The organism is Christiangramia lutea (genome assembly GCF_022489035.1).
Classification (GTDB): Bacteria; Bacteroidota; Bacteroidia; order Flavobacteriales; family Flavobacteriaceae; genus Christiangramia; species Christiangramia lutea.
The window spans coordinates 190988-205459 of the sequence record NZ_JAKVTV010000004.1 but is presented as its reverse complement, the minus strand read 5'-3'; the positions used below and the strand labels follow the sequence as shown (position 1 = coordinate 205459).

At 38.1% G+C, this 14472-nt stretch carries 16 protein-coding genes; 10 read left to right on the top strand and 6 right to left on the bottom strand.

The window, feature by feature from the left end:
• Positions 1 to 7: 7 nt before the first annotated feature.
• A complete protein-coding gene (locus ML462_RS13000; RefSeq protein ID WP_240714256.1) occupies positions 8 to 1351 on the bottom strand; it encodes an FAD-dependent oxidoreductase in 1344 nt (447 codons plus the stop codon).
• A gap of 200 nt (positions 1352 to 1551) precedes the next feature.
• Between ML462_RS13000 and ML462_RS12995 the strand changes: the two genes are divergently transcribed.
• The 9 genes from ML462_RS12995 to ML462_RS12955 all read left to right on the top strand — a co-directional run bounded on the left by ML462_RS12995 (position 1552) and on the right by ML462_RS12955 (position 8517).
• The gene (locus ML462_RS12995; RefSeq protein ID WP_240714255.1) at positions 1552 to 2664 is read left to right on the top strand and encodes an alkene reductase; all 1113 of its coding nucleotides are present in this window, start codon (positions 1552 to 1554) and stop codon (positions 2662 to 2664) included.
• 89 nt (positions 2665 to 2753) lie between these two features.
• Positions 2754 to 2996: a hypothetical protein gene (locus ML462_RS12990; RefSeq protein WP_240714254.1), complete on the top strand. Its 243-nt coding sequence runs from the start codon at positions 2754 to 2756 to the stop codon at positions 2994 to 2996.
• A 78-nt stretch (positions 2997 to 3074) separates the two neighbouring features.
• Positions 3075 to 3728: a flavin reductase family protein gene (locus tag ML462_RS12985; RefSeq protein WP_240714252.1), complete on the top strand. Its 654-nt coding sequence runs from the start codon at positions 3075 to 3077 to the stop codon at positions 3726 to 3728.
• Positions 3725 to 3856: a DUF2256 domain-containing protein gene (locus ML462_RS12980; RefSeq protein WP_240714251.1), complete on the top strand. Its 132-nt coding sequence runs from the start codon at positions 3725 to 3727 to the stop codon at positions 3854 to 3856. The genes ML462_RS12985 and ML462_RS12980 overlap by 4 nt, the downstream gene beginning before the upstream one ends.
• Entirely contained in the window at positions 3853 to 5139 is a 1287-nt protein-coding gene (locus ML462_RS12975) for a DASH family cryptochrome (RefSeq protein WP_240714249.1), read from the top strand. The genes ML462_RS12980 and ML462_RS12975 overlap by 4 nt, the downstream gene beginning before the upstream one ends.
• Positions 5124 to 6671 (top strand): cryptochrome/photolyase family protein, encoded by a 1548-nt coding sequence (locus ML462_RS12970; RefSeq protein WP_240714248.1) that lies wholly within the window; start codon positions 5124 to 5126, stop codon positions 6669 to 6671. Before ML462_RS12975 ends, ML462_RS12970 begins: the two co-directional genes overlap by 16 nt.
• Positions 6672 to 6816: 145 nt before the next feature.
• Positions 6817 to 6972, top strand: coding sequence for a lmo0937 family membrane protein (locus ML462_RS12965; protein ID WP_011710576.1), 156 nt, complete (start codon positions 6817 to 6819; stop codon positions 6970 to 6972).
• Positions 6973 to 7048: 76 nt separating this feature from the next.
• Positions 7049 to 7807: an SDR family oxidoreductase gene (locus tag ML462_RS12960; RefSeq protein WP_240714247.1), complete on the top strand. Its 759-nt coding sequence runs from the start codon at positions 7049 to 7051 to the stop codon at positions 7805 to 7807.
• Positions 7808 to 7842: 35 nt separating this feature from the next.
• Entirely contained in the window at positions 7843 to 8517 is a 675-nt protein-coding gene (locus ML462_RS12955) for a hypothetical protein (protein ID WP_240714246.1), read from the top strand.
• A gap of 52 nt (positions 8518 to 8569) precedes the next feature.
• Here ML462_RS12955 and kynU read toward each other — a convergent pair whose 3' ends face one another.
• A complete protein-coding gene (gene kynU / locus ML462_RS12950) occupies positions 8570 to 9856 on the bottom strand; it encodes a kynureninase (protein WP_240714245.1) in 1287 nt (428 codons plus the stop codon).
• A 65-nt stretch (positions 9857 to 9921) separates the two neighbouring features.
• Between kynU and ML462_RS12945 the strand changes: the two genes are divergently transcribed.
• Positions 9922 to 10593 (top strand): O-methyltransferase, encoded by a 672-nt coding sequence (locus ML462_RS12945; RefSeq protein ID WP_341481587.1) that lies wholly within the window; start codon positions 9922 to 9924, stop codon positions 10591 to 10593.
• Here ML462_RS12945 and ML462_RS12940 read toward each other — a convergent pair.
• From ML462_RS12940 to ML462_RS12925, 4 genes are all read right to left on the bottom strand, one after another.
• The gene (locus ML462_RS12940) at positions 10590 to 11150 is read right to left on the bottom strand and encodes a phosphatase PAP2 family protein (RefSeq protein WP_240714242.1); all 561 of its coding nucleotides are present in this window, start codon (positions 11148 to 11150) and stop codon (positions 10590 to 10592) included. The genes ML462_RS12945 and ML462_RS12940 overlap by 4 nt on opposite strands.
• A 13-nt stretch (positions 11151 to 11163) precedes the next feature.
• Positions 11164 to 11445, bottom strand: coding sequence for a Sec-independent protein translocase subunit TatA/TatB (locus ML462_RS12935; RefSeq protein ID WP_240714241.1), 282 nt, complete (start codon positions 11443 to 11445; stop codon positions 11164 to 11166).
• An 82-nt stretch (positions 11446 to 11527) separates the two neighbouring features.
• The gene (locus ML462_RS12930; RefSeq protein ID WP_240714239.1) at positions 11528 to 13825 is read right to left on the bottom strand and encodes a M1 family metallopeptidase; all 2298 of its coding nucleotides are present in this window, start codon (positions 13823 to 13825) and stop codon (positions 11528 to 11530) included.
• Positions 13826 to 13889: 64 nt separating this feature from the next.
• Positions 13890 to 14390: a DUF6702 family protein gene (locus tag ML462_RS12925; protein ID WP_240714237.1), complete on the bottom strand. Its 501-nt coding sequence runs from the start codon at positions 14388 to 14390 to the stop codon at positions 13890 to 13892.
• Positions 14391 to 14472: the final 82 nt, after the last annotated feature.

Here is a 14472-nt window from a genome sequence, read left to right as displayed (position 1 = left end):
TTTTATTTCATTTTCTGATAAGATCAATGATCTTATTTTCAATTTCTTTACTATCCCACTTCTCCTCAATTTCCGGTGTATTCATTACCTCATCCATTATTCCCCTTTGGTAATCTCCAATTTTCAGAGCTTCAGCATACGCCTTGTCTGAAAAAGTTACTCGTGAGTATAAAGGTACCCAAAGGTCTGGATGATCCTGGGTAAATTTCTTTTCGATCTTTTTCCTGAGTAAGAACATAGGATCTGCCGTCTTACTGCTCATTTCGATGAAATTCCTATAACTCAATTCAGCAATAGCATCTGCATTTGGTTTTCGCTCGGTTTGATATTCTTCAAATATCTGTTCCCAGTCATTCCCATATTTATTCATCTTTTCATTTAATACAGAAATATCTTCAAAACCAGCATTCATCCCCTGACCGTAGAATGGAACAATGGCATGCGCTGAATCACCTACGAGAGTTATTTTATCATAATAAGACCAAGGAAAACATTTAATGGTCACCATGGCGCTGGTTGGATTTCTGAAGAAATCCTTCTTTAAATTTGAGATCTCATCCTTGATATCTGGAAAATAATTCTCAAAAAAAGTATCGGCTTCCTTCACTGTATTTATGGTTTCGAAAGAAGTTTCACCTTCAAAAGGCATAAAAAGCGTACAAGTAAAGGTTCCATCAAGATTAGGCATGGCAATGAGCATAAAATTACCCCGGGGCCAGATATGGAATGACGAATTATCAAGCTTGTGAGAACCATCTTCATTTGCCAGAATTGTTAGCTCCTTGTAACCTACATCAATGAAGTGCTGGGAATAATTGAACCTGCTTTGCCTCTGCATTTTATGACGAACTCTTGAAAAAGCACCGTCAGCCCCAAAGATTAGATCGAACTTATATTCTTTCCATGGACTTTTCTCAGAATCGCCGGTATAAAGCCTGGCTTCTTTCATATCTACATCCCAGATCTTTTCCTCAAAGCGGAATTTAGCTCCGGCAGATTCTGCAAGATCGATCATTTTTCGATTTAGCACACCCCTGGAAATAGAATAAATAGCCTCCCCATCTTCTCCATAATTCTGAAAATATACCGGCTTCCCTTCTACATGCATAGCTCGTTTATCCAGTGGAAGGGCCAGTTTCCTGATTTCATCCTCAATACCTGCTTCACGAAGAGCTTTCCATCCCCTGTTCGACATGGCCAGATTTATCGATCTCCCAGAGAACTGCACTTTACGCACATCTGGCCGTCTATCGAACACTGTGACTTTATGGCCTTGCTTTCTTAGGAAAATAGCTAGTAATGATCCTACAAGTCCCGATCCTACTATTGCTACATCTTTTTGTTCTTGCATGTATTGATTTGAAAAGTTTAATCCCGGCAGAGGTACGTTAGCGCCGAAATATTGTAGTTATTCTGATTACGAAATTACTCAATTATTATGAAACAGACTTTATGCACCAGATTTTCAATTCAGGAATCTAATAAACCTCATTTATCAATTCATTAACAGCACAGCACGAACATAACCGGTAATTTTAAAGAAAAATCGCTATGAGCAAACAAACACAAGCACTTTTACAAAGTTTTAAACTTGGAGATATAACTCTTAAAAACCGGGTAGTTATGGCACCTATGACGCGGAGCCGGGCCGATAACTCTGAAAATGCCCCAACAGATATTCATGTTAAGTATTATACCCAAAGAGCTGGGGCAGGCTTAATTATTACCGAAGGCTCCCAGGTCTCCACACGAGCAGTTGGGTATGTTAACACGCCTGGAATTCATACTACCGAACAGGTGGAAGGATGGAAAAAAGTTACCGAGGCTGTCCATGAAAAGGATGGAAAGATCTTTATACAGTTATGGCATGTAGGAAGAATTTCCCATCCAAAATTCCATAATGGAGATAAACCCCTTGCACCCAGTGCGGTGAACCCTAATGCCAAGGTATATACTCCTGAGGGTTTTGAGCAAACCACAGAACCAAAGGAAATGAGCGTTCAGGAAATCCAAGAAACCGTTCAGGAATTCAAGAATGCGGCAAAATTAGCCAAAGTTGCTGGATTCGATGGAATTGAAATTCACTCTTCCAACGGATATTTATTTCACCAGTTCTTTAATAAAAATGCCAACCAGAGGGAGGACGAATACGGAGGAAATATCCCAAACAGGGCTCGCTTCTTTTTCGAAGTACTAGAGGCAATTGCAGAAATATGGCCAGAGAACAGGATAGGTTGCAGATTCAATCCTTCTCTACACAAATCATTCGGAATAGAAGCTACAGAAGATAGTATAGCTACCTTCGATTATATCATCGAAAAGCTGAATGCGTATGACCTGGCTTATGTACATTTATCGGAACCATTCACCGATGTTAGCGATGTTTCATTCCTGGAAACTGAGATCGCCAAGAGATACCGAAAGATCTATAAAGGTACCTTGATGATCAATAATGGCTTTGATAAAAAGTCTGGAAACAAAGTAATAGAGAATGGCAATGCAGACCTGGTGGCATTTGGGAAATTATTCATTTCAAATCCCGATCTTCCTGAACGTTTTCAGAATAACTGGCCTCTGGCTTCTTATGATGAAGACACTTTTTATACCCCTGGAACAGATGGATACATAGATTATCCGGCTTATGAAGAAGAAAAAGTATCATAATATTTTTATAAAGCTATTTTAAAACCTGTTAAGACCTTTTGGACCTGGTAAATGTTAAGGTAAATTAGAGTAACTAAAAACTTAAAATTATGGATCAGGAGAAACTTGACCACATGAGGTCTACGTTAAACAAACTGGAGGATATCAAGAATACCCAAAGCAGTTTAATTGATAAAATTAACCATGTGATCACCGACTTATTCCAGCATCCAGACAAAAATCTGGAAAAAGTGATGGAAGACGCCCATCAAAAAGCTTCAGATAATATAGACCAGGTAAGGGAAGCTATGGAAGAATATGAAATGGCCATTAACAAAATGGAGAATCAGTAATAATTTAAAAGTACATTAACAGGCTTTTAAACGAGCAATCAATAAATTGAGGTCAGTCAAATAAACTGGCCTTTTTTTATGAAACATATCAGCTCCAAGGATATCGAAAAAATGGAAAAGATCTTCCGTTTAAATTTGATAAACAGCTCCACAGGCTATAAATCTGCTAATCTTATCGCAACAAAATCTGAAAGCGGCAATCCAAATGTTGCGGTTTTCAGTTCGGTGACCCATATGGGTAGCAATCCTGCTATGCTAGGGTTTGTTACAAGGCCACTGAGTGTTTCCAGAAATACCTATAACAATATCAAGGAAACTTCATATTTCACGGTGAATCATATTCACGAAAAAATGATAGAGCAGGCACATCATACAGCCGCGAAATATGATGAAGAAATATCAGAATTTCATAAAACCGGGCTTACTGAAGAATACCTTGATGATTTCCATGCTCCTTATGTGCAACAGTCTGAAATAAAAATGGGTTGTAAATACCTCAACGAATACGAGATCAAAGAAAACGATACTCTGCTTGTAGTAGCTTCCATCGAACATATATATTTTGATGATGGAATACAAATGCCAGACGGCTGGCTTCGTCTTGATGATGCCGGTACGGTTGCGATAAATGGTCTGGATGGATATTCCCTCCCTACCTTACTGGACAGGTTTCACTACGCCAGACCTAACCAGGAGGTGAAATCCTTTTTTAGCAAGAAAGTGAATTCATGAAAAAAGAACATTTGCCGGAAAAAATCTGTCCGGTATGCCAACGCCCTTTCAAGTGGAGAAAAAAATGGAAAAAGGACTGGGAAAACGTAAAATATTGTAGTGAAAAATGCCGAAAAAATAAAGAATGAGTACAGGCCTTGTTTGGTATAGAAACGATTTAAGGATTTCAGATCATGAAGCTTTAAAAAAAGCTTGTGAAAATCACGATAAAGTAATTGCTCTTTACTGTTTTGATCCCAGGCATTATTCGAAGAGTACATTTGGTTTTGTAAAAACAGGGAAATTCAGAGCAAATTTTTTGATTGAAACGATTTCTGAACTGCAAAGTAATCTGGATTCTCTTAATATTCCATTATTCATCTTCCAGGAAAAACCGGAAAAGGTAATTCCAGACCTTATAAGCGAGTATTGGATAGATTCCATTTATTATCAAAAAGAATGGACGAGGGATGAAAGAGAAGTAGAAAATGCTGTAAAGGACAATTCCGGAAAGATAAATTTTAATTCCTATTACCAGCAATTCTTATATCATCCAGAGGATATCCCTTTTCAAAGCTTTGAAGAAATTCCCAAAGTATATACTCATTTCAGGAAATCTTGTGAAAACAAAACGGAAATCCGTGAGCTTATAGAAACTCCGGAACCTCTAAAGAAAGCCACCTCTTCCAACAACAATTCCATTCCTTCCCTGGAAGACCTTGGGCTGGAAAATTTTGAAATAGATGAAAGGTCGGCATTTCCATTTAAGGGTGGTGAAGACCAGGCACGAAAACGCATGGATGAATATTTCTGGAAAACCAAGAAATTATCAGAATATAAGGAAACCAGGAATGGCCTGATAGGACCCGACTACAGTTCAAAATTATCTGCGTGGTTAGCTAATGGAAGTATCTCTCCAAAACAGATCTACCACGAGGTGAAAAAGTATGAAAAGGAGATAAATAGCAACCAAAGCACCTACTGGCTGATATTTGAACTTATCTGGCGTGATTTTTTTAAATATGTTTCTCTAAAACATGGAAGTAAAATATTCCAGATTGGTGGAATCCTGGATAAGGAACTCGACTGGAATAAAAATAGACAAGAATTGGAGCAATGGATATCTGGAGAAACTAAATATGATTTTGTGAATGCCAATATGAAGGAGATCGCCAAAACCGGTTTTATGAGCAATCGTGGCAGGCAGAATGTAAATAGTTTCTGGGCGAAAGAACTAAAACAGGACTGGCGAATTGGGGCCTCGTATTTTGAAAGTATGCTTATAGATTATGATGTGCATAGCAATTGGGGTAACTGGATGTATAATAGTGGAGTTGGAAACGATCCCAGAGACCGGAAATTCAATATTAAAAGTCAGGCAGATCGCTATGATCCGGATAATGAATATCAGAACTTATGGCTGAAAGATTAAAAACCTTACGTCTTATCCTGGGTGACCAGTTAAACCATCAACACAGCTGGTTTAAAGATGATTATGAAGATATCACTTATGTTTTCATGGAAATAAGACAGGAAACCGATTATGTGGTGCATCACATTCAGAAGATATTGGGATTCTTCAGCGCCATGCGAAATTTCGCCAATTATCTAAAAGATAGGGATCATAAGGTGATTTATTTCAAGATCAATGACAAAAACAACCGGCAAAAACTAGATGAGAATATAAAAAATCTGATTTCTAAAGAAGGATTTAAAAAGTTCGAATATCAGCTTCCAGATGAATACAGGTTAGATGAACAGTTGAAGGAAATTTGTAAAGAGCTGGACATAGAAACTGAGGCTTTCGACTCAGAACATTTTTTATCAGAAAGAAAAGAACTGGAAAAATTCTACAAGGGTAAGAAGCAGCTCACCATGGAATACTTTTATCGCCATATGAGGAAGAAGTATGGCATTCTTATGGCTACAGACTCTGATCCTGAAGGCGGAAAATGGAATTTTGATAAATCCAATCGAAAAAAATGGAATGGCGATCCGGATATACCACACGAAAGAGGCTTTAGAAAAGATGTTTCTAGCATTCTGAAAGAGTTGGAAAAGTCTGGTGTAAAAACCATGGGCTCTGTAAGCGAGAAAAATTTTAACTGGCCCACTTCAAGGGAAGATTCACTTTCGGTTCTGAATTATTTCTGCAAAAACCTTTTGGTACATTTTGGAGATTACCAGGATGCCTTGCATTCAGACGAGGCTTATTTGTTCCACTCACGCTTATCTTTCAGCCTGAACACTAAAATGCTTAGTCCAAAGGAAGTGATAGATTCTGTAATAGACTATTACTACGACCATAAAGATGATATAGATATCTCTCAGGTAGAGGGCTTCGTTCGGCAAATATTAGGCTGGAGAGAATACATGAGGGGTATTTACTGGAAGGAAATGCCCGGATATAAAAGATCAAATAAACTGAGAAACCAGAATGATCTTCCTTCCTTCTACTGGAACGCTGACACAAAGATGAATTGCCTCCATCTTTCCATAAAAAATAGTCTGGAAAATGCCTACGCTCATCATATCCAACGATTAATGATCACCGGGAATTATGCACTATTGAGTCAAACACATCCCGATGAAGTGGATAAATGGTATCTGGGAATTTATATAGATGCGATAGAATGGGTAGAGATCACCAATACACGTGGGATGAGTCAGTTCGCAGATGGAGGGATTGTTGCAACCAAACCCTACGTTTCCAGCGGCAATTACATCAATAAAATGAGTAATTATTGTAAAGATTGCCATTATAGTGTAAATAAAAAAACCGGGGAAAAAGCCTGTCCTTTTAACAGTCTATACTGGAATTTTCTGGATGATAATCGCGAAAAATTCAAGGATAATCAACGAATGAACATGATGATGAGCCTACTGGAAAAGAAGGATTCGAAAGAATTAGAAGAAATAAGAACGAGGGCTAAAGAGATCATTAATAAGCCTGAGGACTTTTAGGAAGTATAGTTAAATCAAGGTTAAATCAAAACTACTGGGTGAGTCTATTCTCTAAATTAGTATTGAAATTAACAAAAAACCGACTAACTAATATTTTATTTTAACCAACGGCAAGCCTTAAGGCCTGCCTAAAAATCAACCTGACATGAGAGATTTAATTTGGCTTATTATCGTTCTACTGGTAATTGGATGGCTTGTTGGATATTTTGCTTTTCCAGACCTAGGAAGCATTATCCATATCTTAATAGTATTAGCCGTTATCCTAATTCTTTACAAACTACTAACCGGTAGAAGATTATAGACGACTAAAATTTGAACACGACCCTTTGAGCGATCAAAGGGTTTTTTTATAAAATACTTTTCTGAAGATCTACAATATGTGGAACCTAAAAAACAAAAAAGCGCTCATCACTGGCGGAACCAAGGGAATTGGCCGAGCATCAGTTAAGATGTTTCTGGACCTTGGAGCAGAGGTGCTTTTTACGGCGAGAAATGAAAAAGAAATTAATTCTTTTGAATCTAAACTAAAAAATGAAGGACTAAAAGCTACCGGAATTGTAGCAGACTCATCTGACTCGAAGGATATTGATAAAATTAAGAAATGGATAAATAAAAACTGGAAAAAGCTGGACATCCTGGTGAATAATGCCGGGATCAATATCAGGAAAAAGACCAATGATTATTCAGAAGAAGAATTTAGGAAAGTACTTGAGGTCAACCTGGTTGCTCCCTTCGAAATTAGCCGGAAATTATTTCCTCTTCTTAAAAAGTCTGGAAACGCGTCTATCATAAATGTAGCTTCCTCAGCAGCGCTGCAGGATGTGGGAACCGGAACGCCTTATTCCATGTCTAAATCAGGTTTATTGCAACAAACGAGAAGCCTTGCAGTAGAATGGGCACAGGACAGTATCAGGGTAAACGCCGTATCACCCTGGTTCACCAAAACGCCACTTACCGAAGGATATCTTCATAATGAAGAAAAAATGCAGGCGATTTTAAACCGAACACCCCTAAACCGGGTTGCGGAAGCAGAGGAAATGTCTTCGATAATTTCATTCTTAGCCATGGACAATTCATCTTTTATTACTGGACAGAACATCGTGGCAGATGGAGGAATGAGTGTTAATGCACTTTAAGCAGTATATTTATTACCTTTAACAAAACCAACGACATGAAAAAACTTATAATATTAAGTATTATTGGATGTTTTCTTATCTCCTGTAATAACAGGAAAAAAGAAAAGGAAGTAGTGACCGAAAATCCGAATCTTGAAGTTCATGAGAAAATAGCCATGGCGAACGGATTCAAAGAATTTGATAGTATCAGCCAGATAAAATTCACTTTCAATGTTAAGGTAAATGACACATTGCGTTCTGAAAGAAGATGGGTTTGGAATGTAAAAAGCGACAAAATAAGTCTTACGGAAAAGGATTCTACCATGAGCTATACTAAAAAAGATAGCCTGGAAGAGGATAAGGAATATATAGACCAACGATTTGTAAATGATTCTTACTGGCTACTTTTCCCTTACCAGTTAAAGTGGTCTGATGCTGAAATAAGCGAAACAAAGAAATCCAAAGCACCAATTAGTGGAGACGAAATGCAAATGCTTACCGTAAGCTATCCATCAGAAGGAGGTTACACTCCTGGTGATAGCTATGATATATATTTTGATGAGGATTACATGATTCAGGAATGGGTTTATAAGGCTTCAGGTGGCGGAAGAGAAATGGCCACTACCTGGGAAGATTATGAAGACTTCAATGGAGTAATGATCTCCAAAATGCATAAATCCAAGGATGGCTCTTTCGAATTATTCTTTAGCGACATTTCAGTAGAAGAATAATTCTTGAAAATTTTATAAAATTAAAAAAGGAGGCGAACGCCTCCTTTTTTAATTAAACTTTTTGTTTGCTAAGAATTCCCTTTTTCAGGATTTGCCCAAATTCATACATGTCTTCAAAAGAGCAATAGAATGGTGCGGGCGCTAGCCTGATCACATTAGGTTCCCGCCAATCGGTGATCACCCCCTGCTCCATGAGATAATTGAATAATTCCCTACCTTCACCGTGGAGGAATACAGATAACTGAGTTCCTCTATCCTCCTGTTCAGCCGGAGTAATGATCTCGAAGGTACTTTCTACATCTTTATCTATTTCTTGCAATACATATTCAAGATAGGCCACGATCTTATTTCTTTTTTGGATTAATGCAGGCATTCCTACCTCATCGAACATTTCCAAAGAGGCCAAATATGGAGCAAGTGCAAGGATAGGTGCGTTACTTATCTGCCAGGCATCTGCTGTTGGTTCTGGATGAAATTCCGGCTCCATCAAAAACCTTCTTTCTTTATTATGACCCCACCAGCCTTCAAATCTCGGAATATCTTTTTTGTTATGATACTTCTTATTTATAAAACACCCGGAAGCATTTCCAGGTCCTGAATTCATATATTTGTAACTACACCAGGCAGCAAAATCCACGTTCCATTCGCTTAATTTCAACTCTATGTTTCCAGCGGCATGGGCCAGATCCCATCCAACGAAAGCTCCAACATCATGCCCGGCTTTGGTAATAGTCTCCATATCGAAAACTTGGCCGGTATAATAATTTACTCCCCCAATAAGTAACAGAGCGCACTCCTCTCCTACCTCCTGAATTTTCTGAAGTATATCCTCTGTTCTGAAATTATTTTCTCCCTCACGTCTTTTTATTTCGACGATCGCATCTTCAGGATCATAACCATGAAATCGCACCTGGCTATTGATCATATACTGGTCGCTTGGAAATGCTTTTTCCTCGCATATAATCTTATATCTTTTTCCTGATGGCCTATAGAAAGAAACCATCAATAGATGAAGGTTAACCGTCAAGGTATTCATTACGGTAACTTCAGAGGGATTGGCACCAACTACTTTGGCTAGTTTTTCAGAAAAGCGCTCGTGATAATCCCACCAGGGTTTATCGGCATAAAAATGTCCTTCAACAGCAAGTTCAGCCCAGTCTTTCATAATCTCATCAACATATTTTTTAGCTGACCTGGGTTGAAGACCTAGAGAATTTCCAACAAAATAAATAACCTCTTTACCATTTACCTTCGGAAAAATAAATTCATGCCTATATCTGGAAAGTTTATCTTCTTTATCTAGTTGCCTGGCAAATTCCCTGGTATTCTCGAACTGCATATTTTCAATTTTCGGTAAAAATACAATTTCGTTTTAAATGAGACAGGCCAGAAACACCACCTAAAATCTTTAATTTTGTCAAAAAGATCTCGAAAATGCATTTTTTACCTGAAGATATAGACGATTATATAGTGGCTCACTCACAAAAGGAGCCAGAATTACTTTCAAAACTTAACCGGGAAACTAATCAGAAGGTGATGCAGCCAAGAATGCTTAGCGGACATTACCAGGGAAGAGTTTTGAGCATGCTTTCCAAGCTTAAATCTCCTGAAACCATACTTGAGATTGGTACTTACACAGGATATTCTGCCTTGTGCCTGGCAGAAGGCCTTACCAAAAATGGCAAATTGCATACTATAGATGTGAACGAGGAATTATTTGACTTTCAAAAGAAGTATTTTGATCTGTCTGATTACAGTTCCCAGATAGAGCAATATTTAGGAGATGCCACGGAAATAATTCCGGAGATAGATTCAAATTTCGACCTTGTTTTTATTGATGCCGATAAACCGAATTATCCGAAATATTTTGAACTTATTATAGAGAAAATGAATTCTGGAGGAATCATCTTATCTGATAATGTCCTGTGGTCTGGAAAAGTGATCGAAAAAATCAAAAAGGATGACGAATCTACCCAGGCACTTTTAGAGTATAATAAACTATTGAACGAAGATCCAAGAGTTGAAACGGTTATTCTGCCAATAAGGGATGGCCTTACCCTTACCAGGGTTCTTTAAAATATCAGTCTTCTTCCAGATTTATCATAGAGTTTGTAGAATATGATTGCCATAATTATTCCCACGATCATTCCTACGAGTATATCACCTGGATAATGCACACCTACATAAATCCTACTCATTACAAAGATGATTGGCCAGAGGTAAGCAAGATAGATCCATCTTGTCTTTTGAGATAAAATTAGGACAATAAATGTAGTTGCAGCGAAAGAAGTTGATGAATGCCCTGAAAAGAAACTGTAGTTAGTTGGTTCCTGCAAGATCCTTATAAGCTCTGTAAGTTCTGGTGTGTTGTTTGGTCTTAATCTAAGGGCAATGCCCTTTACAAGGTTGGTAAGTCCCCAGGTAGTAAAAACCGTAGCCAGTAAAAAAAGTGAAGTAAATGCTGCTTTTCGCCAGTGAAAGGCCAGAAAGAAAAATAGGAAGAAAAGTAAATATAGTGGTATCCAGTGCCGTGGGTTCGTTACGAAGATCCAGAAAGCATCATATTTTTCAATACCCAGGTTATTGAGATAAACGAACAATTCCCTGTCCCACTGCTGAATTTTCTCCCACATGCACTAAGTCCAATTAGGGTTTCCTTCTTACAGAACCGGTAATTTCATCTATATCCTCCTTTACCTTATCTATCTCCCCGCGAACATCCTTTGTGAAATCTGTATCAATGCCCTGTTTTTCGGCACTTTTCTGAATTTCACTTTTTATATCATTTGAAGCATTCCTAATGGCCTTCATGCCTTTTCCCAATCCACGGGCGATATCAGGAATTTTATCAGCTCCAAACACCATCACAAGAATGAACATGATAAAAGCTATTTCAGCTCCACTAATAAATAAAGGTATCGTATGCATAACGGGACAAATATAAATACAAAGCTAAGCATAAAAAAAGCCGACTCGTTAAAGTCGGCTTAAATATTCTTGATCTAAATCCTTATTCCTGAGAGGACTCTTTAAATTCTTCAAATTCGTTGTTCGCCTCTTTCTTAGGCCAACTATTGTTGTTCACATCTACATCTGCAGTTTCAAGGTCTGGATCAAGTGTTATTTTGGTGATCTCTTTATTTGTCGGGATCACTTTGCTAACTGTCTTGTCGTTCTTTCTCCAGATCTGCACAGGATAGGTTTGTTTTTCTGAAGTACCATCAGCATAAGTTAATTCTACGATAATTGGCATTACCAATCCACCTGGTTTTTCAAAAACCACCTGATAGAAATACTTAGGAGCTTTAAGATTCTTTCTTTCTTCTTCGCTGAAATTGTCCATCACGTAGGCCTGAAGTGTTTCTGAGCTTTCCAGAAGTGACTTTTCCTTCATAGATTCTTCAAACTCTGCATCATCTTCAGTTACCACATATAAGGCTTCTGTCTCTTCTGGAGTGGTTCCATAACGCTCAAGCATTTCTCTACCTTTTTCAGTAGGCTTATCCGTCACATAATATTTGTTCACTTCCTTTATTCCGATATCTACGTTATCTGTAGTATAGAACCAACCTCTCCAGAACCAGTCAAGATCTATAGAAGAAGCATCTTCCATCGTTCTGAAAAAATCTTCTGGAGTTGGGTGTTTGAACATCCATCTTTTTGAGTAAGTTTCAAAAGCATGATCGAACAATTCACGTCCCATAATGGTCTCACGAAGAATGTTCAATGCTGTCGCTGGCTTTCCGTAGGCATTGTTCCCCAACTGGTACACCTGCTCTGGGTTAGACATGATAGGAGAGATATAATCCTGATTCCCCTTCATATAAGGCACTATTTTACTAGGCTCCCCACGTCTTGATGGATATTTATCCAAAGGTGCGATCGCTTCAGGATATTCTTTGGCAAATTCCTGCTCAGCCACATACTGAACGAAAGTATTGATACCTTCATCCATCCATCCCCACTGACGCTCATCTGAGTTCACGATCATTGGGAAGAAGTTGTGCCCTACCTCGTGAATGATCACACTCATCATTCCGAATTTTGTACGGTCACTGAAATTACCATTTTCATCAGGACGGCCATAGTTCCAGCAGATCATTGGATATTCCATCCCCTGGTTCTTAGCGTGTACCGAAACAGCTTTATGATAAGGATACTGGAAAGTATGCTCTGAATAACTCTTTAAAGTACTGGCAACAACCTTAGTAGACCAGTCTTCCCATAGTGGATTACCTTCTTTAGGATAAAGAGAAACAGCCATAACGTCTTTCCCCATAACATCTACCGCCATCATATCCAGTATGAACTTTCTAGATGTAGAGAAAGCAAAGTCACGAACCATATCTGCTTTGTAAGTCCAGGTTTTAGTCTTGTTAGAAAAACCTTTTTCAGCTTCTACAGCCTCTTCCTGCGTTACGATCATCACCGGCTTGTCATAAGACTTTTTAGCCTGCTCGTAACGTTTCATCATATCTTTAGAGTAAACTTCTTTTCTATTCTGAAGTTCTCCGGTCGCTTCCATCACGTGATCTGAAGGAACAGTAATGTTTACTTCATAATCTCCAAACGGAAGAGCGAATTCTCCATTCCCCCAGAACTGGTAATTCTGCCATCCTTCAACATCATTGTAAACTGCCATTCTTGGAAAGAACTGTGCGATAACATATGCCTTGTTTCCGTCTTCAGGGAAAAACTCGTATCCAGAACGCGCTCGATTGGTCACGTGATTATTCACATTATAAGACCAATTGATATCGAAAGTATAACTCTCTCCAGCCTTTAAAGGCTTTGGAAGATCTATACGCATCATGGTCTGGTGTATGGTATATTTTAAAGGAGATCCACTGGTAGAAACTTCTTTAATATTGAATCCACCGTCAAAAGGTTCCTGCATATAACTATTTGCAAATCTTCCTGGAGTAACTACCGGACTCATTCCGTCACCATCTTTTTGAGGTGCATCTTTTTTTCTGATATTCTGGTCTAACTGAACCCACAGATATTCTAGATCCTGTGGAGAATTATTATGATAGGTGATGGTTTCTTCACCGGTAAGAACTGAATTCTCGTCGTCCAGAACTATATCCATTTTATAATCAGCTTCGTTCTGATAGTAGGCCGGCCCAGGGGCACCCGAAGCGGTTCTATACTGGTTGGGAGTGGCAAGCTCCTGATACATTTGCCTGAATTTGTTCTGGTTTGTGTGACCTTCCTGCCGCGTTTCCTTCTGTTCTGTTTCCTGAGCAGATACCCCTGCGAAAACGAACATCAAAAACACGGAGCATAGCATGTTTAATTTCTTCATTTACTTAGTTTTAATTTTAAGATTGCCAAAAATATATATTTAAAATTCCCTTCCCGAGAACTTTTTAAAATTTTACAGTTTTTATTCCATTGCCTTTTACTAGCAACATACTTTCTATCTCCTCACCCTTTTTTACATGAACGATATTTTTCTGAGAATCGAAAAGATCTGTGAGGATAAGGTTTTCTACCGTGATATCATTAAAATTTTCGATATCCACGCCTTCGATGAACATTACAATTTGACCTGCATCAAATTTGCATCCTAGCAATTTCAGTTCCTGTCTCTGTCCATTAATAGAGATACCTAATTTTTTATTTACATATTTTTCAATGAGGTCTTTGTTCTGTTCCAGATCCTCTTTATAGGAAAGACTTACATTTTTCTGGTACCTCTTAGAAAGGACATTCTCCAGGTCATCGATGAACACCCTGGATATAATTTGAAGACTTTTTTGATCTTGCTTATACTCTATCTCTGTCACGCTTAGGTAAGTTTCGTGAGCTTTCATCGTAAAAGAGCATAGCGTTACCAGGACAGCTAAAAGAAAAAAAATCCTTTTCATAGTTTTTTGTAATAATGTCGCAAATATTAAACCAAAATTCAGAAAATTCTGTTTTGCAGTTATTTGACCTTTAAAAAAAGAG